This window comes from Thermus sp. H19.2 (assembly GCF_054979525.1).
Genome location: NZ_CM143429.1, coordinates 324302 through 344008, shown reverse-complemented (window position 1 = coordinate 344008; position 19707 = coordinate 324302). Strand labels below are relative to the sequence as shown.

24 protein-coding genes are annotated in these 19707 nt (G+C 68.1%); 17 read left to right on the top strand and 7 right to left on the bottom strand.

Annotation, left to right across the window (positions count from 1 at the left end; translation table 11 throughout):
- The first annotated feature begins 27 nt into the window (after positions 1 to 27).
- From ACY5J6_RS01985 to ACY5J6_RS01940, 10 genes are all read left to right on the top strand, one after another.
- A complete protein-coding gene (locus ACY5J6_RS01985; protein ID WP_462845731.1) occupies positions 28 to 345 on the top strand; it encodes a YbaB/EbfC family nucleoid-associated protein in 318 nt (105 codons plus the stop codon).
- Positions 346 to 930, top strand: a complete 585-nt coding sequence (gene recR, locus ACY5J6_RS01980) for a recombination mediator RecR (RefSeq protein ID WP_462845730.1) — start codon at positions 346 to 348, stop codon at positions 928 to 930. It begins immediately after the preceding gene.
- A gap of 33 nt (positions 931 to 963) precedes the next feature.
- A complete protein-coding gene (locus tag ACY5J6_RS01975) occupies positions 964 to 1392 on the top strand; it encodes a hypothetical protein (RefSeq protein ID WP_462845729.1) in 429 nt (142 codons plus the stop codon).
- A complete protein-coding gene (locus tag ACY5J6_RS01970; protein ID WP_462845728.1) occupies positions 1380 to 1709 on the top strand; it encodes a roadblock/LC7 domain-containing protein in 330 nt (109 codons plus the stop codon). Before ACY5J6_RS01975 ends, ACY5J6_RS01970 begins: the two co-directional genes overlap by 13 nt.
- An 11-nt stretch (positions 1710 to 1720) precedes the next feature.
- The gene (locus ACY5J6_RS01965) at positions 1721 to 2074 is read left to right on the top strand and encodes a roadblock/LC7 domain-containing protein (protein WP_462846478.1); all 354 of its coding nucleotides are present in this window, start codon (positions 1721 to 1723) and stop codon (positions 2072 to 2074) included.
- Positions 2071 to 2337, top strand: coding sequence for a DUF3467 domain-containing protein (locus tag ACY5J6_RS01960; RefSeq protein WP_234507216.1), 267 nt, complete (start codon positions 2071 to 2073; stop codon positions 2335 to 2337). Before ACY5J6_RS01965 ends, ACY5J6_RS01960 begins: the two co-directional genes overlap by 4 nt.
- A gap of 338 nt (positions 2338 to 2675) precedes the next feature.
- Complete coding sequence (locus ACY5J6_RS01955) at positions 2676 to 3404, top strand: Nif3-like dinuclear metal center hexameric protein (protein WP_054638187.1); 729 nt, start codon at positions 2676 to 2678, stop codon at positions 3402 to 3404.
- Positions 3404 to 4000: a dTMP kinase gene (tmk, locus tag ACY5J6_RS01950; RefSeq protein WP_462845727.1), complete on the top strand. Its 597-nt coding sequence runs from the start codon at positions 3404 to 3406 to the stop codon at positions 3998 to 4000. The genes ACY5J6_RS01955 and tmk overlap by 1 nt, the downstream gene beginning before the upstream one ends.
- Positions 4001 to 4007: 7 nt before the next feature.
- A complete protein-coding gene (locus ACY5J6_RS01945) occupies positions 4008 to 4463 on the top strand; it encodes a DUF192 domain-containing protein (RefSeq protein WP_462845726.1) in 456 nt (151 codons plus the stop codon).
- Entirely contained in the window at positions 4463 to 4942 is a 480-nt protein-coding gene (locus ACY5J6_RS01940; RefSeq protein ID WP_462845725.1) for a DUF192 domain-containing protein, read from the top strand. The genes ACY5J6_RS01945 and ACY5J6_RS01940 overlap by 1 nt, the downstream gene beginning before the upstream one ends.
- Here ACY5J6_RS01940 and ACY5J6_RS01935 read toward each other — a convergent pair.
- Together ACY5J6_RS01935 and ACY5J6_RS01930 are read right to left on the bottom strand one after the other, a co-directional pair.
- Positions 4908 to 5843 (bottom strand): prohibitin family protein, encoded by a 936-nt coding sequence (locus ACY5J6_RS01935; protein ID WP_462845724.1) that lies wholly within the window; start codon positions 5841 to 5843, stop codon positions 4908 to 4910. The two genes, ACY5J6_RS01940 and ACY5J6_RS01935, sit on opposite strands and share 35 nt — an antisense overlap.
- Before the next feature lie 41 nt (positions 5844 to 5884).
- Positions 5885 to 6112 carry a hypothetical protein gene (locus ACY5J6_RS01930; RefSeq protein ID WP_054638184.1) on the bottom strand — a complete coding sequence of 76 codons (228 nt, stop codon included), beginning with the start codon at positions 6110 to 6112 and terminating at the stop codon, positions 5885 to 5887.
- A 74-nt stretch (positions 6113 to 6186) separates the two neighbouring features.
- Here ACY5J6_RS01930 and ACY5J6_RS01925 point away from each other — a divergent pair, with 74 nt between their 5' ends.
- Both ACY5J6_RS01925 and ACY5J6_RS01920 read left to right on the top strand, forming a co-directional pair.
- A complete protein-coding gene (locus tag ACY5J6_RS01925; RefSeq protein WP_462845723.1) occupies positions 6187 to 6705 on the top strand; it encodes a 5-formyltetrahydrofolate cyclo-ligase in 519 nt (172 codons plus the stop codon).
- 113 nt (positions 6706 to 6818) lie between these two features.
- Positions 6819 to 7427: an HAD family hydrolase gene (locus tag ACY5J6_RS01920; protein WP_462845722.1), complete on the top strand. Its 609-nt coding sequence runs from the start codon at positions 6819 to 6821 to the stop codon at positions 7425 to 7427.
- Here the strand turns inward: ACY5J6_RS01920 and ACY5J6_RS01915 are convergent.
- From ACY5J6_RS01915 to ACY5J6_RS01905, 3 genes are all read right to left on the bottom strand, one after another.
- The gene (locus ACY5J6_RS01915) at positions 7403 to 8767 is read right to left on the bottom strand and encodes an S-layer homology domain-containing protein (RefSeq protein ID WP_462845721.1); all 1365 of its coding nucleotides are present in this window, start codon (positions 8765 to 8767) and stop codon (positions 7403 to 7405) included. The genes ACY5J6_RS01920 and ACY5J6_RS01915 overlap by 25 nt on opposite strands.
- Positions 8768 to 8833: 66 nt before the next feature.
- The gene (locus tag ACY5J6_RS01910) at positions 8834 to 9361 is read right to left on the bottom strand and encodes an adenine phosphoribosyltransferase (RefSeq protein ID WP_462845720.1); all 528 of its coding nucleotides are present in this window, start codon (positions 9359 to 9361) and stop codon (positions 8834 to 8836) included.
- A gap of 9 nt (positions 9362 to 9370) precedes the next feature.
- Positions 9371 to 9907 (bottom strand): phosphoribosyltransferase family protein, encoded by a 537-nt coding sequence (locus ACY5J6_RS01905; protein WP_462845719.1) that lies wholly within the window; start codon positions 9905 to 9907, stop codon positions 9371 to 9373.
- Between the two features lie 22 nt (positions 9908 to 9929).
- On the opposite strand from ACY5J6_RS01905, the gene ACY5J6_RS01900 reads away from it, so the two are divergent.
- The gene (locus tag ACY5J6_RS01900) at positions 9930 to 10358 is read left to right on the top strand and encodes a bifunctional nuclease family protein (RefSeq protein WP_054638183.1); all 429 of its coding nucleotides are present in this window, start codon (positions 9930 to 9932) and stop codon (positions 10356 to 10358) included.
- Positions 10359 to 10361: 3 nt separating this feature from the next.
- The gene (locus ACY5J6_RS01895) at positions 10362 to 11126 is read left to right on the top strand and encodes a metallophosphoesterase (RefSeq protein ID WP_462845717.1); all 765 of its coding nucleotides are present in this window, start codon (positions 10362 to 10364) and stop codon (positions 11124 to 11126) included.
- Here the strand turns inward: ACY5J6_RS01895 and ACY5J6_RS01890 are convergent.
- A complete protein-coding gene (locus ACY5J6_RS01890) occupies positions 11107 to 11430 on the bottom strand; it encodes a histidine triad nucleotide-binding protein (RefSeq protein ID WP_462845716.1) in 324 nt (107 codons plus the stop codon). The genes ACY5J6_RS01895 and ACY5J6_RS01890 overlap by 20 nt on opposite strands.
- 10 nt (positions 11431 to 11440) lie before the next feature.
- Entirely contained in the window at positions 11441 to 12751 is a 1311-nt protein-coding gene (locus ACY5J6_RS01885; RefSeq protein ID WP_462845715.1) for a MiaB/RimO family radical SAM methylthiotransferase, read from the bottom strand.
- A 137-nt stretch (positions 12752 to 12888) separates the two neighbouring features.
- Between ACY5J6_RS01885 and ACY5J6_RS01880 the strand changes: the two genes are divergently transcribed.
- Genes ACY5J6_RS01880 through ACY5J6_RS01870 form a run of 3 tightly spaced genes read left to right on the top strand, consistent with a single transcriptional unit; the run spans position 12889 to position 19705 of the window.
- The gene (locus ACY5J6_RS01880; protein ID WP_462845714.1) at positions 12889 to 18276 is read left to right on the top strand and encodes an LAGLIDADG family homing endonuclease; all 5388 of its coding nucleotides are present in this window, start codon (positions 12889 to 12891) and stop codon (positions 18274 to 18276) included.
- A 12-nt stretch (positions 18277 to 18288) separates the two neighbouring features.
- Complete coding sequence (locus tag ACY5J6_RS01875; protein WP_462845713.1) at positions 18289 to 18900, top strand: phosphoribosylanthranilate isomerase; 612 nt, start codon at positions 18289 to 18291, stop codon at positions 18898 to 18900.
- 7 nt (positions 18901 to 18907) lie between these two features.
- The gene (locus ACY5J6_RS01870; RefSeq protein ID WP_462845712.1) at positions 18908 to 19705 is read left to right on the top strand and encodes an inositol monophosphatase family protein; all 798 of its coding nucleotides are present in this window, start codon (positions 18908 to 18910) and stop codon (positions 19703 to 19705) included.
- Positions 19706 to 19707: the final 2 nt, after the last annotated feature.

Genomic DNA, 19707 nt, shown 5'->3' with positions numbered 1-19707 from the left:
TGCGGGTAGGATGGTAGGGGAGGGAGCATGAACCTGCAGAAGCTCTTGAAGGAAGCCCAGAAGGCCCAGAAGAAGGCCGCCGAGGTCCAAGAGCGCTTGGAGAAGATGACCGTGGTGGGCTCGGCCCAGGGCCTGGTGGAGGTGGAGGCCAACGGCCACGGGAAGATCCTCGCCCTTCGGCTCAAGCCCGAGGCCCTCAAGGCCTTCCAGGAGGACCTCGAGGGCCTCGAGGACCTCCTCCTGGTGGCCATCCAGGACGCCCAGAGGAAGGCCCACGAGCTCTCGGAAAAGGAGATGGCCCGGGAGCTCGGGGGCGTGGGGGACATGCTGGGGAAGCTCTTTTAAATGAGGTACCCGGAAAGCCTCCTCAAGCTCACCCGGGCCCTCTCCCGCCTGCCCGGCATCGGCCCCAAGACCGCCCAGAAGCTGGCCCTCTTCCTGGCCTTCCACCGGGAAGAGGCCGAGGAGCTGCGGGCGGCCTTGGCGGGCCTGGAGGGCCTGGGCGTGTGCCGCCTCTGTGGCAACCTGGCCGAGGGGGAAGTGTGCCCCATCTGCCAGGACGAAACCCGGGACCCCACCCTCCTCGCCGTGGTGGAGACGGTGGCCGACCTCTACGCCCTGGAGCGAAGCGGGGAGTTTAAGGGGCGGTACCACGTCCTGGGCGGGGCCCTGAACCCCTTGGAAGGGGTGGGGCCCAAGGAGCTGAACCTGGAAAGCCTTTGGCCAAGGCTGTCCGAGGCCAAGGAGGTGATCCTCGCCACCTCCATGACCGTGGAGGGGGAGGCCACCGCCCTCTACCTGGCGGAGGAGCTCAGAAAGCGGGGGGTGAAGGCCACCCGCCTGGCCTACGGGCTTCCCGTGGGGGGGAGCCTGGAGTACGTGGACGAGGTCACCCTGGGGCGGGCCCTGGAAGGGAGGAAGCCCCTCTGAGGCCACCCCCGGAAAAGGCGCCTTCTTGCGAAGATGAAACGTCCCGAAACCCCCACCGAAACCCTTTTGCACGAGCTCCTGGACCGGGTAGACGGGGCCTTCGCCGTCGCCTTGGGCACCCTGGAAGGCCTCTTGGTGGAAGGGGTGGGGCGGAGGCGGGTGGACCTGGAGGCGGCGGTGGCCGAGCACGCCGCCCTCCTGCGCCAGGCCCGGGCCGCCTACGCGGGAAGCCTGGGCACCCCCAGGGTGGAGGAGCTTTTGGTGGGGGGGCACCCCGTGGTAGGCTATGCCCGAATGGTGCGCGCTGGCTCCTCATCCCGGGAGGGTTTTTCCTCGAGGCGAGGTCCCCTGGACCTTTTCCTGCTTCTCCTCCTCGAGGCCGGGGGCAACCTCGGCCAAGCGCGGTGGCAGACGACCAAGGCCACGGAAAGGTTGGCGGAGGTGGCGGGATGGCTTACCTAGAAAGCCTGGCGCCCCTGGGGGTGCGGCGGGCGGTCCTCACGGGGCTGGACGGCCTGGTGATCGAGGCCCTGGGGCGGGGATCCCCCCCCGCCGAGGTCCTGGCGGCGGAGCTCGCCTCCCTGGCCCGCCACATGACCCCCTTGGCGGAGGCCCTTTCCGGGGAGGTGCGCCGCTTCACCCTGGCCACGGAGCAGCAGGAGGTCCTGGCCCTGAAGGTGGGGGAGTACATCCTGGGGGCGGTGATCGAGCGGGGCATGGACCGCAAGGCCATCGGCCAGGAGCTTTCCCGCATCGCCCTAAAGGTGCAAGGCCTCTAGGAGGAGAGATGGTGGAGGAAGCCCTCAAGGAACTCAAGGCCACCCGGGGAGTGCGGGTGGCGGCCCTGCTCAGCGAGGACGGGTTTGTGGTGGAGGAGGTCCGCGAGGAGGGGGCTCCCGATCCCGGCCTCCTCTCCGCCCGGGCGGCCACCGTTTTGGGCACGGCCCAAGCCCTGGCCCAGACCCTGGGCCAGGAAGGCCCGGGTCTAGAAGAGGTCATGGTAGAGTATCCGGAAGGGGCGCTTCTTTTGGCGCCCCTTCCTGGGCACCACCTCCTCCTTTTCCTGGACGGGGTGAAAAGCTTAGGCCGGGCACGGCTCACCCTGAAGAGGGTGCTGCCCAAGCTAGAGGAGGCCCTTAGATGAACGAACTCAAGCTGGACATCCAGATAGACAAGGACATCGCCCTAGGCCGCTACACCAACCTGGCCCTTATCGCCCACACCAAGAACGAGTTCATCCTGGACTTCGCCCTACTCCAGCCCCAAGGGGGGGCTATGGTGGTGAGCCGCATCATCACCAGCCCCCAGCACGCCAAGGCCCTCCTCCGCAGCCTGGCCGAGAACGTGGCCCGCTACGAGGAGACCTTTGGCCCCATCCCCGAGCCCGTGGCGGAAAACCAGGCCTAACCTCCCTTCCAGGGCCCTACGCTGACTTGGGCCAGCATGGGGTGGTATTAGAGGTTTTCCCTCCACCAGTCCAGGTAGGCCCGAAGCCGGGCCAGGCGGCGGTCGGGACGGCCCGAGCGGGAGAGTTCATGCCCCTCCTCGGGAACCCTTAGGAAGCGGGTCTTCACCCCTAGGTGCCGCAGGGCCGTGTACCAGGAAAAGGGGAAAGCCCTCGGGGCCGGGCACCAGATCCGAGAGGAAGCGGAGCTTCCACAAGACCTCGGGTTCCATGGCCCCATGATACTGACCGGTCATTCGCCCGCAAGGCCTCCCGGGGAGCCATCCGGTAAGCTTTCCCCATGGACCGGGACGAGCTGGTGCGGTACCTGGACGCCTACCTGAGGATCCAGGCCTTTCCCCAAGATCCCTCCCTAAACGGCCTCCAAGTGGAGGGGAAAAGGACGGTGCGCAAGGTGGGGGCGGCGGTGGACGCCGGAGAGGCCATCTTCCAAAAGGCCCTGGAGGAGGGGGTGGATTTTCTCCTGGTGCACCACGGCCTCTTCTGGGGGAAGCCCTTCCCCATCGTGGGCCACCACAAAAGGCGCCTGGACCTCCTCTTCCAAGGGGGCATCAACCTCTACGCCGCCCACCTGCCCCTGGACGCCCACGAGGAGGTGGGAAACAACTTCGTCCTGGCCCGGGACCTGGGCCTGGTGGACCTTACGCCCTGGGACGTGGGGGTGAAAGGGCGCTTCCCCCTTCCCACCCCCCTCCTCCAGGTGGCCGACCGCCTGGGACAGCTCACGGGGATGCAGCCCCTGGTGCACCAGGGCGGGGCCGACCGGGTGGAGACGGTGATCCTCGTCTCGGGCTCGGGGGCAGGCCTCCTCCCCAAGGTGGACGCCGACCTCTTCGTCACCGGGGAGCCTAAGCACAGCCTTTTCCACGAGACCTTTGAGCGGGGGCTCAACGTGATCTACGCTGGCCACTACGACACGGAGACCTTCGGGGTGAAGGCCCTCGCCGCCCACCTAGAGGCCAAGTTCGGCCTTCCCTGGGTCTTCCTGGACCACCCCACGGGGCTTTGATGAAAGGGGTCTTTCTCACCCTCGAGGGCCTGGACGGAAGCGGCAAGTCCACCCAGGCCCGCCTCCTCGCCCGCTTCTTGGAGGAGAGGGGCCTAAAGGTGCGCCTCACCCGGGAGCCGGGAGGGGGAATAGAGGTGCGCTCCCTCCTCCGAGGGGACCTTTCCCCCGAGGCCGAGTACCTCCTCTTCAGCGCCGACCGGGCGGAGCACGTGCGCAAAGTGATCCTCCCCGCCCTGGAGGAGGGGACCTTCGTGGTTTCGGACCGCTACCTGGACTCGAGCTTGGCCTACCAGGGCTACGGTCGGGGGCTTCCCCTCCCCTGGCTAGAGGAGGTGGCGGAGAGGGTTACCTTAGGCCTCAGGCCCCACCTCACCTTCCTCCTGGACCTCCCCCCGGAAGAGGCCCTTAGGCGCATAGGGAAGAGGGCCAAGGACCGCTTTGAGGAGGAGGGGCTGGCCTTCTTCCGGCGGGTGCGGGAAGGGTATCTGCACCTGGCCCGCCTGGAGCCGGGGCGCTTCGTGGTGCTGGACGCTACGAGGAGCGTGGGGGAGGTGCAGGGGGAAATCCGGACCCATCTGAAGGCCCTCCTGCCATAATGGGCCTATGCGCCCCCTTGCCCTCCTGGCCCTCCTAGGCCTTCTCGCCCTGGCCCAGGGGCTTACCTTTCCCAAGAGCACCCTTTACGTGGAGCAAAAGGGCAAGCGCTACCCCCTCAAGGTGGAGGTGGCCGACACCCCCGAGCGCCAGGCCCAGGGCCTCATGTTCCGGCAAAGCCTGGGGGAGGACGAAGGGATGGTCTTCCTCTTCCCCGCCCCCACCGCAGGAGGGTTCTGGATGAAAAACACCTTCATCCCCCTCTCCATCGCCTTCTTCAACCGGGAAGGGGTGGTGCTGCGGATCCTGGACATGGCCCCCTGTAAGGCCGACCCCTGCCCCGTCTACTACCCCGGGGTGGTCTACCAAGGGGCCCTGGAGGTCAACCAGGGCTGGTTCCGGAGGCGGGGCCTCGGCGAGGGCGCCCGGATAGGCGGGGAGGCCCTGAGGCTTTGGCCCAAATAGTGGAGCGGAACCCCCTCTTCCCCCTGGCGGCCTTCCTCCTCCTCATCCTGCTCTCCGTCTTTTCCCTCCTGGGCTACCTCTTGGCCTTCCGCAAGCCCCCGCCCGCCCCTCCCACCGCCCCCATCCGGGTGGAGACCCGGGAGGGCACCAAGATCCTGGAGGGCCGCCTGGCCCGCACCCCCGAGGCCTGGGCCCGGGGGCTCGGCCTACGGCAGGAATCCCTGGAAGCCCTCCTCTACCTTTTCCCCGAGGCCACCGACGCCCCTTTCAACACCCAAGGGTACCGCTTCGGGGTGGTGGTGGCCTTCCTGGACGGGGAAGGCCGGGTGCTGCAGGTGGCCCACCTGAGGCCGGGGGAAACCTACGCCCCCGGCACCGCCTACCGGGGAGCCCTGGAGGTGCGGGAGGGGCTCCTCTCCCTGCGGGCCGGGGACCGGGTCGCCCTCAACGGGCCGGCTTTTCCTGGGAGAGGCCCCTGAGGTCCAGGAGGAAGTTCCCGGTGCTGGGCACGAAGACCGTCTCTACCCCCGGGGCCAGCTTCTCGGCAAAGGTGAGCTGGACCACCTCCGGAGCGCCCTTCAGGGCACGGCCCCGGAGCTCTATGGCCTTGGCCTCCCCTTCCGCCCGCAAAATGGCGGCGTCCCGCTCCCCTTTGGCCTCTATGACCCGCCGCTCGGCGGCGATCTCCGCCTGCTTGCGGCGGTTGATCTCGATCTGCACCTGCTGCTCGGCGGTCTGCTTCTCCTCGATCACCTTGGCCACCGCTTCGGGGATGCGGATCTCCCGCAACAAAACGGAGACCAGCTCTATGTGGTACCGGCGCAGGACCTCCTCGAGGCCCTGGATCACCGAGGTTTCCAAGGCGGTGCGCTGGGTGCTGATGAGCTCCGCCGCCCCGTACTGGCCCACGGCGTCCCGCACCTTGGAGCGCACCTGGGGGACGATCAGGGTTTCCAGGTAGCCGGGTCCCACCTCCTGGTGGAGCCTAGGAGCCTGGTCCCCAAGGATGCGGTACTGCACGGTAACGTCCACCCCGATCTCCAACCCCTCCTTGGAGCGGGCGCGGATGGAGGTGTCCACGCGGCGCTCCCCCTCGTGGGGGGCGGAGAGGGTCACCTCCTTGACCCGGGCATCGTAGAGGATCACTTGCTGCAAGCCCGGGACCACGAAGTGAACCCCTTCCCGCAACGGGCGCTCCTGCACCCCTTTGAGGATGTTGAAGACCACCCCCACGTGCCCTGCGGGCACCACCACGAAGCTGTTGGCCAGCACCAGGAGAAGGACCCCAAGTCCCAGAAGGGGAAGGGCCAAGGACCGCCTGGGGGTAAAGAAAACCCCCACCCCCAGGAGCAACAAGACAAACCCCGCTAGGTTGAGCACGCCTACAGCCTAACCACCAAGGCTCCCAAGAACAAGGCAACCTACTCCTTGGTCTCCGACCCCTCGGACTTGCTCCCACCCTCGGAACCCTTCTTGGCGTAATCCTTCACGTGCCAGCCCGACCCCTTGAAGATGATGGCGGGCGGGGTGATAACCCGCTTCAAGGGCTCCCCGGTCTCCGGGTGGGCCTTCAAGGGTTCCTCGTGGAATCCCTGCTCAAACTCGTAGTAATTGCCCGTCTCCAAGCCCTTGTAGACGTAGACCGGCATATGTTACCCTCCCGGCCCCATTTTGACACTCCTGCCACTTGAGTGTCAAGAAAGGGGCATAGTACCCTCCCTCCGTGGACAAGCCCGCTTTGCGCCGCCTCCTCCTGAAGGCCTGGCGCACCCTGGACCGGGAAGCCCTCTCTCGCCAGGTCCTAAAGGTCCTCCTCCCCTGGGTGGCCAAGGAGGGCTTCCGGGACATCCTCCTTTACCACCCCCTGCCCCACGAGCTGGACCTCACCCCCCTGGTGGAGGCCTACCCCGCCCGCTACTACCTGCCCAAGGTGGCCGGGGAGAGCCTAAGCGTCCACCCCTGGGGGCCCTTGTCCCCGGGGCCCTTCGGCCTTAAGGAGCCCACCACCGAGGCCGTGGACCCCGGGATCTTGGAGCTGGTGGTGGTGCCGGGCCTGGCCTTTGACCGGGAAGGCTTCCGCTTGGGCCACGGAAAGGGGTACTACGACCGGTTTCTGGCCGGGATAAGGGCCCTCTCCCTGGGGGTGGTGCCCGAGGCCCTCCTCCTGCCCCGCCTTCCCCGGGATCCTTGGGATGTCCCCGTGGCCTTCCTGGCCACGGAAAAAGGGGTGATAGCCCTTTGACGTGAATCCTTCGCCCAAGCCCAGGCGTGGTACCGGGGCCCCCATGCTGGCCCAAGCAGCATGGGGTGGTATAAGCCCGGCGCCAGGGAGCCCAGGGGTGCTAAACTCGCCCCATGCGGGGTGCCCTCCTGGACCGGGATGGGGTTCTGCTCCTTTTAGACGAGGAAGCCCTCTACAAAAAGGCCCTGGAACTCTCCGCCCACGGGGCCGGGCTGGAGAAGAGCCTGGCCGTCCTGGCCAGGGTGATGGGAAGGCTCTTTCAGGCGGTGCGCCACCTGGAGGTGCGCACCCTAGAGGAGGAGGAGGGCCTTTGGCGGAACCTGGTCCGGGAAGCCTCCCGGGAGCTACGGGTGCCCGAAGCGCAACTCCTGCCTTGGCGCTACTACCGCTTCATGAAAAAGGCCCCCCAGGCGGAAGCCCTCCTCCAGGGGCTCAAGGCCCAAGGGCTTCGGGTAGGGGTGCTCTCCAATACCCTGCCGAGCCTCGAGGAGAGCCTGGCCTACCACGGGCTGGCCCCTTACGTGGACGGGTTCTTCGCCTCCTGCGCCCTGGGGGTGGCCAAGCCCGACCCCCAGGCCTTCCTCTTGGCCCTGGAAGGCCTGGGGCTTTCGCCGGAGGAAACCCTTTACCTGGATGACGACCCGGAAAACGTAGACACCGCCCGGAGGCTGGGCCTTCAGGCGGAGGTTTATGCCCCCTACCAAAGGGCGCTAGGAAGCTGAATCCGGTGCACTTTGCCCTCCATCACGGTCAGGAGGCGATCTTTGCCTTCCAGGGCCAGTCCCTTGGGGCGGCTCAGAGGGAGTTCGGCCAACAGCACCTTGGCCACGGGACGGACCAGGACCGGGTTGCGCTCCTCCAAACCCCCTTCGTCCCAGGCGCTGAAGGCGATGTCTTCCCCGGCGTTGAGGTTCACCCGGTACAAGCGGGCGCTTCCCGGATGGGCCTCGAGAACCAGCAAGTTCTTGGGATCAGGCCAAGCCACCCCCGCCACCTCGGCCTCTGGGCTGTCTAGAAGGTAGGCGTACTCCGCATACAGGCCCACGGGATTGACGAGCAAGAGCACCAGGCGCAGCACCCGGCTGGGGCAGTCGCAAAGGGGCCGGGCATTTACCAGCAAGAGGTAGTTACCCGAAGGGTCTAGGGCCAAATGCCCCTCCCGCATTCGGCGGAACACCGGAGGGAGGACCTCCTTGCCCCCACCCGCACCCAGGGGGACATAGCGGTTCCGGCCATCCTCCAAGGCGCCCCCTTGCAAACGCCAGGGAGGCAACACCACCCTGGCCCCCGCAGGTCCTTCTTCCTTGACCCCACCTGCGGTCCACAGCCACACCTTCTCCCCCACCACCCATGCCTGTCCCCGGGCCGTACCCACCCATGTGGCAGGGAGGTCCAAGGCCTCTTTCGCCACTGGCAGGGAGTTGGCGGGCGGGGGAACGGGCTGGGCCGCCATGAGCTTACCCCCGAGCTTACCCAGGCCTTCCAGCAAGGCTTTCAGAGCGGCCAGGGCCCGGGCCATCTGGTAGCGGTTGACCGGGGCCTCGAGGCCGAAGGAACCGTCCGGGTTTAAATCCATAAGCCCTACCCCCACAACCCTGCGCACGGCCGGGGCCGCCCAGTGGGTTTGGGGAACGTCCCAGGGCAAGGGAGCTTCCTTTTCCACCCCTAAGCGCTCCAAGAGACGGCCTAGCACCACCGCCAAGGCTCCCCGGGTCAGGGGCTCCTGCCCCCGGAAAGCCCCATCGGGGTATCCGGAGACCAGCCCCCAGGCCACGGCCAGGGACAAGGGCTCCAAAGCCCAGTGCCCAAGGGGCACGTCTTTAAAAGCCACTGGCTCGGCCTCCACCCCTAGGTCCTTCAGCACCCGCCCGAGAACCGCGGCCAACTGGTAGCGGTTCAAAACCTCGTGCCCCCGGAAGGTCCCGTCCGGATACCCTTGGATCCAGCCAGCCTGCACCGCTACCTCCACCTGCTGCCCCACGGGTCCCGGGGGAAGATCCGAGAAGTTAGCCCAAGCCAGGCTTCCCAAAAACAAGAAGGCCAACACCCACTCCCGCTTCATAAGACCTCCTCACCTAGAATACCCGTGGGGGCTGGAACTCATCCAGCCCCCATACCGACCGTTCCCTTAGAGTAAGGGCAGCTCGGCCACGGTAGCCACCTCCAGGGAAGGGTTTCCCTGCCTAAAGGCGGCGATCCGCCCCACCACCCGCCCCCCCGCCCGGACCACCATCTTCTCCATGGCCTTCATGGTCTCCCCGCTGGAAACCACGTCGGAAACCAGGGTCACCTTCTGGTTGAGGAGCTTCTCGGCGAAGCGGCGGTCCAGCCAGAGCACCTCCCCCACCCCCAGGGTCAGGGTCTGAACCTCCTGGATGATGGGGTCTTCCATGTAGGGGCGGCGGCGCCTGCGGGCCACCACGTAGGGCAGGCCCAGGGTCTCCGCCAGCACGTGGGTGAGGGGGATGGGGCTCGTCTCGGTGGTGAAGAGGATCTCGGTATCCGAGGGCACCAGGGGCTTCAAGGCCCAGGCGGCGGCCCGGACCAGCTCGGGGTCCCCCAGGAACTCCACCAAGGGAATGCGCCGCCCGGGCAGGGGCTCAATCAGGGGCACGTGCCGGGTGACGCCGCCGATGGCGATGGGGTAGGTTTCCATAGCCTCCTCCTATTCCGGCTTGAAAAGGGGAAGGTGGCCCAGGGCCACCACGTCCTGGCGAGGGGTACCCTCGGTGAAGACGGCGAGCACCGCCACCACCTCTCCCCCCACGCTCTCGATGAGCTCCCTGAGGCCCGCCAGGGTGGAGCCCGTGGAGACCACGTCGTCCACGATGGCCACCTTTTTGCCCCGGATAAGGGGAACGTCCGCCCCGTCCAGCACCAAGAGCTGGGGCTTCCCCGTGGTGATGGAGAGCACCTGGCGGCTTATAGGGTTGATCATGTAGGGCTTCTCCGTTTTACGGGCCACCACGTAGGGCTTTCCCGTGATGCGGGAAAGGGCGTGCGCCAGGGGAACGGCCTTGACCTCCGGGGTAACCAGGGTTTCCACTTCTGGGGGTAAGCGTTTGGCCAGCTCCTCCGCCGCCGCCTCGGTGAGCTCGGTGTCGCCCAAGAGGTTGAGAAGGGCCACGGCCACGTCCGGCCCCACCCGGACGATGGGAAGCTCCCGCTTGACCCCAGCGATCTCCACAGGGTAGGTCCTCACGGGCCCAGTCTATACTGAAGGCATGCTGCACGCCAAGATTGAAACCCTGGGCGTGGACCCCCAAAACGGGAGCGTGGTGGTCCTGCTCAGGACGGAGAACGATAAGCTCCTCCCCATCGTCATCGGCCCCCTCGAGGCCCACCACATCGTGGTGGCCCTCCAGGGGGAAAAGCCCCCCAGGCCCCTCACCCCAGACCTCCTCCTCTCGGTCATGGAGATGCTCCAGGCTAAGCTGAAGCGGGTGGAGATCATAGACCTCAAGGAGGGCACCTTCTACGCCCGCCTCATCCTGGAGCACCGGGGGATTGAGCTGGAGGTGGACGCCCGCCCCTCCGACGCCATGGCCCTGGCCCTCCGGGCCGGGGCGCCCATCCTGGTGGCGGAGGAGGTGGTGGAAAAGGCCGGGGTGGAGGAGGCGAGCCTCAAGCCCCACGGGGCGGCGGAAGCCTAGGCCTTGCGCCGGCTTCTTCCCTTTCTCCTCCTCTTCTCCCTGGCCCTGGGCCAGCGGCTTGCGGTCCTTGGGGACTGGGGGGCGGATACCCCGGGGCGGGCCCAGGTGGCGGCCCTCCTCCAGGGGGAGCACGCCAGAAAGCCCCTCACCGGCCTCCTCACCGTGGGGGACAACTTCTACCCCAAAGGCGCCGTGGTGGAGGCCTACCTGAAGGAGCTTCCCCCCGTCCCCCTCTACCCCGCCTTCGGCAACCACGACGCCCCGAACCTCGAGGCCCAGCTCCGCCGCTTCCGCCTGGAGAGGCCCCACTACCGGGTCCGCTTCGGCGGCCTCGAGGCCTTCGTCCTCTACACGGAAGGCGACCTCAGGGCCCAGCGGGCCTGGCTGGAGGAGGCCCTGCAAAGCTCCACCGCCCCCCTCAAGGCCCTCCTCCTCCACCGCCCCCTCTACTCCTCGGGGCTCCACGGGGGAAGCCCCGCCCTAAGGAGCTTCCTCGAGCCCCTCCTCCGCCGCCACGGGGTGGCCCTGGTCCTCGCGGGCCACGACCACCACTACGAGCGCCTGGAGGTGGGCCCCACCACCCACCTGGTCCTGGGGGGAGGGGGGGCGGGGCTTTACCCCACCCGCCCTCCCCTCCCCTGGAGCCGGGCCCTCGCCGTGGCCCACCACGCCCTCTTCCTGGAGGTGCGTCCCGAAGGCCTCCTGGGCTACGCCCTGGACCCCGGGGGGAAAGTCTTAGACCGCTTTCTCATCCCCAGCCCCCCATGACGTGCACGTGCACGTGGAAGACCTCCTGCCCCCCCTTTTCCCCCACGTTCACCTGGACCCGGTAGCCCTCAAGGCCCAGATGCCGCGCCACCCGGCCCGCGGTGCGGAAGAGGGCCCCGAGCTTCCTCTCCCCTTCCTCGGTGTCGGGGTAGTCGGAAAGCTTCTCCACGTGCTCCTTGGGCACCACCAGGACGTGCACCGGGGCCTTGGGCCGGATGTCGTGGAAGGCCACGAAGGCCTCGTCCTCGTAGACCTTCCTAGAGGGGAGCTCCCCGGCGATGATGCGGCAGAACACACACCCCATGGAAGGTATCCTACCGGACGGGAAGCTCCAGGGGCCCCCTGGCCCCCTCCTTCACCCCCTCCACCCGGCCCAAAAGGACGTACCCCTCCACGCCCAAGACCCGGGCCCAGACCGTCTCCCCGGGGCGGGCCTGGCCCTCGAGGCGGGCCTCGTAGTAGTCGGGGGTGTGGCCCAGGGCCTCTTCCCCCTGGAATCTTTCCACCAGGACCTCCACCCGGCTTCCCAGCTTGGGCCGCAAGCGCTCCTCCGCCAGGCGCCGGGCCAGGGCGATGAGCTCCTTGGTGCGCCGCTTCCGCACCTCCGGGGGGACCTGGGGCATGGAGGCCGCCCGGGTCTTGGGCCTCGGCGTGTAGGTGAAGGCGTGGACCCGGGTGGGCCTGAGCTCCTCCAGGAAGGCCAGGGTCTCCCGGTGCTCCTCCTCCGTCTCCGTGGGCAGGCCGGCGATGACGTCCGTGGTGAGGGCGAAGCCGGGGATGAGCTCGTAGGCCCTCTGCACCAGGTCCCGGTAGTAGGCCTTGTCGTAGCGGCGGCCCATGAGCTTGAGGAGCCGGTCCGAGCCGGTCTGCAAGGAGAGGTGCAGGTGGGGCCTCACCTCGGGGGCGTAGCGGGCGATCACCTTGAGGAGGTCCTCCCCCGTGTCCTCGGGCTCAATGGAGGAAAGCCGCACCTTGGCCCCCAGGTGGTAGAGGTCCTCCACGAGCCCCGCAAGGCCCCGGGGGTGGCCCCGGTAGCTCCCCAGGCGCACCCCGGTGAGGACGATCTCCTTGATGCCCATCCGGAGGAGGGCCTCGGCCTCGGCCAGGGCCTCCCGGTGGTCCCGGTGGCGCTCCCTGCCCCTAAGCCTCGGGATGATGCAGTAGGCGCAGCCCGCCTGGCACCCGTCCTGCACCTTGAGGAAGGCCCGCACGCGGCTATTTAAAAGCCCCCTCTCCCCCGCGCCCCAGAACTCGTTGGGCGGGGTGGTGATGGGGTCGGAGGGAAGGCCGAAGCGCTCCAGGATCACCCGGGGAAGCTCGGCCTTCCGGGCGTTGGGCACCACCGCGTCCGCCCCGAGCTCCTTTAGGACCTCAGGGGCGAGCTCGGCGTAGCATCCCGTGACCACGATGAAAGCCTCGGGGTTATACCGCCTTGCCCGGCGCACCTCCTTGCGGGTGTCCGCTTCCGCCGTGGTGGTGACGGCACAGGAGTTGATGACCACCAGGTCCGCCCCCCCGGCCTCCACGGGCACCACCTCGGGTTCCAGGGCCCGAAGAAAGCCCAGGAGGGCCTCGGTCTCCACCTGGTTCACCTTGCACCCTAGGGTGCGAAAGGCCGCGCGCATCCTTCCCATTCTGGTAGGCTTTAGAAGCCCCGTCAACCGCCTGGGCCAAGTGTGACCCCACCCACTTGCCGTGAAAACCCAAGGGGTAGTAGCATCCTGGCATCTAACCCCAAGATTTGGGGGTATAGGGAGGATTTATGGAGCAACCCTTCTTTGACGAGCACGCCCAGGCCATTGCCAAGCGCCAGTACCTGCAACCCGGCGACGGGGACATCCTGGGCATGTTCCGCCGGGTGGCCCGGGAGATCGCCAGGCCCGAGAAGCCCGAGGAGCGCTCCTACTGGGAGGAGAGGTTCTACGAGCTCATGAGCTCCAAGCGCTTCTCCCCGGGGGGCCGCATCCTCGCCGGGGCGGGCACCCCGCACGGCAACCTCCTCAACTGCTTCGTCCAGGGGGCCACGGAGAACCCCCCGGAGAGCTTTGAGGGCATCATGGAGGTGGCCAAGAAGCTGGCCCTAGTCACCAAGGTGGGCGGGGGCAACGGGGTGAACCTGGACCCCTACCGCTCCAAGGGAGCGGGAAAGCGCCGGGAGGTCCGGGGCGTGGCCTACCTGTCCGCCCAGCACCCCGACCTCGAGGACTTCCTCCGGGGCCTCATGCGCCCCCCCACCAACCCCGATGGGCCCAAGGAGGAGATCCGCCTCAAGAACTTCACCCGGGTGGTCTACGGGGAGCTTCCCCCTGAGCTCGAGGCCCTGGCGGAAAAGCATGGGGTGCGGGTGGTGGAGGAGCCCCCCAAGGAGCGCATCCTGGTCCCCGACGACATGGGGGGCATCGTGGAGGCCGCCCGGGAGGCCGCGGACCTGGCCCGGCGGGGCCTCACCCCCCACGTGGACTTCTCCCTCCTCCGCCCAGAAGGCGCCCCCATCCGGGGAAGCGGGGGGACGAGCTCGGGGCCGGTGAGCTTCCTCTTTGAGATCTTCGACCACTTCCTGGAGTGGGTCGCCCTGGGGGCGGAAGGGGCAGGCCCCGTGGCCACCTTGCGCTACGTGTACGCCCCGGTCCTCCGGGTGGTGCGGCAGGGGGGGTGCCTCCATCCCGATACCTTGGTCCACACCGACCGGGGCACGCTGCGCCTTCGGGAGATCGTGGACCCCTTCCTTCGGGGCTGGCAGCCCCACGCCCTAAGCGTGGCCACCGACGAGGGCTGGCGGCGAAGCCCCGAGGGGTACAACAACGGCGTAGCCTCCACCCTCCGGGTGGTCCTGGAAAACGGCCTCGAGGTCCAAGGGACCCCCAACCACAAGCTCAAGGTTCTCCGGGAAGACGGGACCCGGGCCTGGGTGGAACTCCAGGACCTCAGGCCCGGGGACTGGGTGATCTGGGTGCTGGACGAGCACACGGGGACCCCGGTCCAGCTCGCTCCCCTGGACGAACCCCTCCACCCCAACGCCACCCCCATCCGCACCCCGGAGGTGCTCACCGAGGATCTGGCCTTCCTCCTGGGGTTCTTCTTCGGGGAGGGCTTCGTGAGCGGGGACCGGATCGGCCTTTCCGTCCACGAGGAAGAGCCCATGCGGGAAGAGGCCAAGCGCCTCTTCCGCGAGCTCTTCGGGTTGGAGCTCCGGGAAGAGCGGAAGCAGGGGGACCGGAGCGTCACCTTAGTGGCCCGGAGCCGTCCCCTGGTCACCTGGCTCAGGAAGAACGGCCTTCTGAAGGGGAAGGCCCACGAGCTGGAGGTCCCCAGGGCCATCCGCCAAAGCCCCCGCCCCGTCCTCGCCGCCTTCCTCCGGGGCCTCTTTGAGGCCGACGGCACCCTTACCGCGGGCTACCCCATGCTTACCACCGCCTCCAAACGCCTGGCCCAGGACGTAATGGTCCTCCTGGGGGGACTGGGTATCCCCTCCAAGCTCCTCCGCTACAACCCCCTGCCGGGGCGCTTCTCCAAGGCCGAGCACTACCGGGTCCGGGTGGTCACCGCCAAGGGCCTGGAGCGGTACCTGGAGAGGATCGGGGTGCCCAAGGGCTCCCGCCTGGAAGCTCTCTACGAGAAGCAGCCCGACACCCGGAGGGAGTCCAGCTGGCCCCTGCCCCACGCCGAAGGGTTGCTGAAGCCTCTCTTGGCGGTGGCGGAGAAGGGCAAGAAGGGCCACGCCTCCCCCTACACCCCCTTGCGGAAGGACCTCCTCCGGTACCTCCGGGGCGAGCGTCGGCTCACCGCCACGGGGTACGCCATGGCCCTGGAAAAGGCGCAGGACCTGGGCTTGGAGGCCGAACCCTTCCCCTTCAACGAGTACTACGTGCAGGTGGCCTCCGTGGAGCCAGGCGGGGCGATCCTCACCCTAGACCTCTCCGTGGACGAGAACCACACCTACCTCGCCAACGGCTTGGTGAGCCACAACACCCGCCGCGGGGCGGGGATGGCCACCCTCTCCATCGACCACCCCGACCTCCTGGACTTCCTCACCGCCAAGGACCTGGACCGGGAGAAGGCGGAGGGGGACATCTCCACCTTCAACATCTCCGTCCTGGTCACCGAGGCCTTCATGAAGGCCCTGGAGGAGGACGCCCTCTGGCCCGTGACCCCCGTGGAGGTGCCGGGGAAGTACTACCCCCACCCCGTGGAAGGACCCTACACGGGAAAGCTCCCCGACCTCCCCGAGCGGGCCGACGGGGCCAAGCCCATCCCCCTCTATGGGGGAAAGGTCCCCGCCCGGTGGCTCTGGCACGAGATCGCCTGGCACGCCTGGGCCACGGGGGAGCCGGGCCTCATCTTCGTGGACCGGGTCAACGCGCTCTCGGCCCTGAAGGGGCTCGGCGAGCGCTACCAGATCCGTTCCACCAATCCCTGCTTCGTGGGGTCTACAAGAATCCCCACCGAACGGGGGCTTGTGCCCATTGAGGAGCTCGCACGCGAAGGGGGGAGCTTCTACCTGGTAACGGACAACCGGGCTCCCTTTGGGGGCGGGGGCGCTCCCTTACCCACCCACGGCACCGCGGTGCGGAGGGCGGTTCGGGCCTTTTTCACCGGCGTCAAGCCCGTGGTCCGCCTCCGCACCCGGGAGGGCCTCGAGGTCACCCTCACCCCGGACCACCTCCTCCTGACCCCGGAGGGCTACCGGGAAGCGGGGAAGCTCAGGCCGGGCGAGAAGATCCTGGTACAAAGCGGCGAGGGGCTCTTCCCCAAGGAGGAGAGCCTCCCCGCCCCCGCCCTGGCCGTGGCCCAGGAGCGGGTGGCCACCGCGGGAGGCCGGGGAGGCCGAGGCCGCGCCGACGTCCGGGCCCAGTACAGCCACCTCCCCACCCGCTGGAGCCGGCAGCTCGGGGCGGCCTTGGGCTGGCTTTTGGGGGACGGCTACCTGCGGGAGGACGGGGTGGGCTTTTACTTCTCCCGGCAGGACTTCGCCGCCCTCGCCTGGCTTCCCGACCTCCTCCGGGACTGGTTCGGCCCGGGCACCCTCCAGGAAACCCGCTCCAACACCTTCCACCTTCACTTCAACCGCATCCCCGCGGAGTTCTTCCAGGCCCTGGGGGTCAAGGCGGCCAGGGCCACGGAAAAGCGGGTCCCGGAAAGCCTCTTCCGCGCCCCCCGGGAGGCGGTGGTGGGCTTCCTTCAGGGCCTCTTCAGCGCCGACGGTTCGGTGCAAATCAACGAGAAGAAGCAGACCGCCTCCATCCGCCTGGCCTCCTCCAGCCTGGCCCTCCTCCAGGACGTTCAGCTCCTCCTTCTCAACCTGGGGATTTTCGGGAAGATCCACAAGCGCAGGGAGGCAGCCCGTAAGGCCTTGCCGGACGGCAAAGGCGGCCTCAGGGAGTACCCGGTGGCACCCCAGTACGAGCTGATCGTGGGAGGCGAAAACCGGGATCGGTTCGCCGAGGCCATTGGCTTCCTGCAGGAGGAAAAACAGTCCAAGCTCCTGACCTTCCTGCGCCACAGGCCCCGGGGCAGCTACCGCAAGCCCTTCCTCGCCACGGTGGCCAGCGTGGAGCCCGCGGGAGAAGCCCCCGTCTACGACCTCACCGAGCCCGTCACCCACAGCTTGATTGCCAACGGGCTTGTAGCCCACAACTGCGGTGAGATCCCGCTCACCGTGGGCGAGCCCTGCGACCTGGGGGCCCTGAACCTCGCCGCCTACGTGAAGGACGGGGAGTTCCAGATGGAGGCGTTCCGCCAGGACGTCCGCACCGCCGTCCGCTTCCTGGACAACGTCCTGGACGTGAACAAGTTCGCCCTTCCCGACAACGAAATGGCGGCGAAAAGCTTGAGGAGGCTCGGCCTCGGCCTCATGGGCCTCGCCGACGCCCTCATCAAGATGGGCCTCCCCTACGCCTCGGAGGAGGCCCGGAGGAAGGTCTACGAGATCGCCTCCGCTCAAAGGGAGGAGGCCATCCGGGCCTCCGAAGCCCTGGCCGAGGAGAGGGGCCCCTTCCCCCTCTACGAGGAACACCGGGAGTACTTCCAAAGCCTCGGAATCCGCCCGCGGCGCAACGTGGCCCTCCTCACCGTGGCCCCCACGGGGACCACCAGCATGCTCATGGGGGTCTCCTCGGGGATCGAGCCCGTCTTCAGCCCCTTCGTCTGGAGAAGGATCGGCGGGGAGTACAAGCCCCTCCTCCACCCCCTCTTCGTGGAGCTCATGGAGGCCTACCCGCCCGCTCCCGGCTACGAGAAGGACGGGAAGTGGGACTGGGAGAAGATCGTGGAGGAGATCCAGAAGGACGGCCACGGCTCGGTGCAGGGGCTCTCCTTCGTCCCCGAGCCCATCCAGCGGGTCTTCCAGTGCGCCCACGACATCCCCCCCTTGGACCACGTGCGCATGCAGGGGGCGGTGCAACGGGCCTTCGACGCCGAGGGGTACGCGGGGAACTCCCTGTCAAAAACCATAAACCTTCCAAACCACGCCTCGGTGGAGGACGTGGAGGCCGCCTACACCGAGGCCTACCGCACGGGGTGCAAGGGGATCACGGTGTACCGGGACGGCTCCCGGGAGTTCCAGGTGCTGACGGTGAAGAAGGAGGAGGGGAAAGAGGCGAAGGAGGTGGAGAAGAAGCCCCTAGAGCCCGCCCCCAGGGCGAACGGTCCCCTCCACGAGCGCCCGGGCCGCCTCATGGGCTTCACGGACATGGTGAAGCTCATGACCCCCGAGGGGCAGAAGCGGAGCTTCCTGGTGACGGTGAACGTCTTGGAGGGGAGGCCCATAGAGGTCATCCTCACCTCCGGCAAGGCCGGGGACGAGGCCAACGCCGACTCCGAGGCCTTGGGCCGGGTGGTGTCCATCGCCCTGCAGTACGGGGTGCCTCCCGAAGCCCTGATCCGCACCCTCCGGGGGATCAACGGGGGCCTCTACGGCACCTACCAGGGAAGGCTCGTCTCCAGCAAGGCCGACCTCATCGCCGTGGCCCTGGAGACCATCCCCCAGGGCCTGAAGGGAGAGGTGGAGGAGGGGGCAAGCCTCCCCGCCCTCTCCGGCGGGGGCCTCGCCCTCCCTGGGGCCTCTTCTTGCCCGGTGTGCGGGGAAAAGGCCCTGGTGCGGGAGGAAGGGTGCTGGAAGTGCCAGGTTTGCGGCTACTCCAAGTGCGGCTAGAGGCCCAGGGGCATGGGGGCTAGGGTAAGGGTCAAGATCTGCGGCATCACCCGCCTCCAGGACGCTCTCCTGGCGGAGGAGCTCGGGGCTTACGCCCTGGGCTTCGTCTTCGCCCCGGGCTCCCGGAGGCGGGTCCTTCCCGAAAGGGCCCGGGAGATCTCCCAGGCCCTAGGGCCCTTCACGGTACGGGTAGGGGTCTTCCGGGACCAGGAGCCCGAGGAGGTGCTAAGGCTTATGGAGGAAGCCCGCCTCCAGGTGGCCCAGCTCCACGGAGGGGAGCCTCCGGAGTGGGCCGAGGCCGTGGGGCGCTTTTTTCCCGTCATCAAGGCCTTCCCTCTGGAGGGTCCTGCTCCTTCCGAGTGGGCCCACTACCCCGCCTCCGCCCTCCTCCTGGACAGCCCCACCCCGGGAAGCGGCCAGCCCTACCCCAGGGCCTGGGCCGAACCCCTTCTAGCCCGGGGCCTGCGGGTCATCCTCGCCGGGGGCCTCACCCCGGAAAACGTGGGGGAGGCCCTGGCCTTAAAGCCCTACGCCGTAGACCTGGCCAGCGGGGTGGAGGAGGCCCCGGGGGTGAAGAGCGAGGCCAAGCTCAGGGCCCTCTTCCAGAGGCTCTGGGGCCTATGATGGAGGGGTGATCGGCAAGGGCCATCCTTTCCTTCCCCACCTCGAGGCCATGCTGGAGGCGGCCCGGCTGGCCTGGGGCATCCACCACTACTACCTGGCAAAGGGCTTCACCCACGGGACCAAGTCCGGCCCCACGGACCTGGTGACCCAGGCGGACCAGGAATCGGAGGAGGCCATTAAGGCCCTCCTCCTGGAGCGCTTTCCCGAGGCGGGTTTCCTGGGCGAGGAAGGGGGGAGCGAGGGAAGCGCCGCCTTGCGCTTCATCGTGGACCCGCTGGACGGCACGGTGAACTACGCCCACGGCTTCCCCTTCTACGGGGTTTCCCTGGCCCTCGAGGCCGGGGGGGTCATCCAGGCGGGGGTGGTCATGGACACCGCCCGGGGGGAGACCTTCTACGCCCTCCGGGGCGAGGGGGCCTACCTGGACGGGAGGCCCATCCGGGTCACCGAAAGGGGCGAGCTCTTGGGAAGCCTCCTCGCCACGGGCTTCCCCTACGACGTGGCCAAGGACCCGGAAAACCTCACCTACTTCGCCCGGGCCCTGAGGCGGGGGCTTTTGGTCAGGCGCCCGGGGGCGGCGGCCCTGGACCTGGCCTACGTGGCCGCGGGGCGGCTGGAGGGCTTCTGGGAGGTGAAGCTGAACCCCTGGGACGTGGCCGCGGGGTGGCTTCTGGTGGAGGAGGCGGGGGGCAGGGTCACGGACCTCGCGGGCGGGCCCTACCGCCTCGGAAACCGCTACATCGTGGCCACCAACGGCCGGATCCACGAGGCCCTCCTAGAGGCCCTCCTCACCCCTGTAGAATAGGG

What these genes read in the sequence shown, in the direction of transcription:
- ACY5J6_RS01880 (WP_462845714.1), top strand. Translation starts at nt 12,889, where the DNA reads ATGGAGCAACCCTTCTTTGACGAGCACGCCCAGGCCATTGCCAAGCGC.
- ACY5J6_RS01930 (WP_054638184.1), bottom strand. Translation starts at nt 6,112, where the DNA reads ATGCCGGTCTACGTCTACAAGGGCTTGGAGACGGGCAATTACTACGAG.
- ACY5J6_RS01875 (WP_462845713.1), top strand. Translation starts at nt 18,289, where the DNA reads ATGGGGGCTAGGGTAAGGGTCAAGATCTGCGGCATCACCCGCCTCCAG.
- ACY5J6_RS01955 (WP_054638187.1), top strand. Translation starts at nt 2,676, where the DNA reads ATGGACCGGGACGAGCTGGTGCGGTACCTGGACGCCTACCTGAGGATC.
- ACY5J6_RS01890 (WP_462845716.1), bottom strand. Translation starts at nt 11,430, where the DNA reads ATGGGGTGTGTGTTCTGCCGCATCATCGCCGGGGAGCTCCCCTCTAGG.
- ACY5J6_RS01915 (WP_462845721.1), bottom strand. Translation starts at nt 8,767, where the DNA reads ATGAAGCGGGAGTGGGTGTTGGCCTTCTTGTTTTTGGGAAGCCTGGCT.
- ACY5J6_RS01900 (WP_054638183.1), top strand. Translation starts at nt 9,930, where the DNA reads ATGCTGCACGCCAAGATTGAAACCCTGGGCGTGGACCCCCAAAACGGG.
- ACY5J6_RS01985 (WP_462845731.1), top strand. Translation starts at nt 28, where the DNA reads ATGAACCTGCAGAAGCTCTTGAAGGAAGCCCAGAAGGCCCAGAAGAAG.
- recR (WP_462845730.1), top strand. Translation starts at nt 346, where the DNA reads ATGAGGTACCCGGAAAGCCTCCTCAAGCTCACCCGGGCCCTCTCCCGC.
- ACY5J6_RS01910 (WP_462845720.1), bottom strand. Translation starts at nt 9,361, where the DNA reads ATGGAAACCTACCCCATCGCCATCGGCGGCGTCACCCGGCACGTGCCC.
- ACY5J6_RS01885 (WP_462845715.1), bottom strand. Translation starts at nt 12,751, where the DNA reads ATGCGCGCGGCCTTTCGCACCCTAGGGTGCAAGGTGAACCAGGTGGAG.
- ACY5J6_RS01970 (WP_462845728.1), top strand. Translation starts at nt 1,380, where the DNA reads ATGGCTTACCTAGAAAGCCTGGCGCCCCTGGGGGTGCGGCGGGCGGTC.
- ACY5J6_RS01960 (WP_234507216.1), top strand. Translation starts at nt 2,071, where the DNA reads ATGAACGAACTCAAGCTGGACATCCAGATAGACAAGGACATCGCCCTA.
- tmk (WP_462845727.1), top strand. Translation starts at nt 3,404, where the DNA reads ATGAAAGGGGTCTTTCTCACCCTCGAGGGCCTGGACGGAAGCGGCAAG.
- ACY5J6_RS01975 (WP_462845729.1), top strand. Translation starts at nt 964, where the DNA reads ATGAAACGTCCCGAAACCCCCACCGAAACCCTTTTGCACGAGCTCCTG.
- ACY5J6_RS01945 (WP_462845726.1), top strand. Translation starts at nt 4,008, where the DNA reads ATGCGCCCCCTTGCCCTCCTGGCCCTCCTAGGCCTTCTCGCCCTGGCC.
- ACY5J6_RS01920 (WP_462845722.1), top strand. Translation starts at nt 6,819, where the DNA reads ATGCGGGGTGCCCTCCTGGACCGGGATGGGGTTCTGCTCCTTTTAGAC.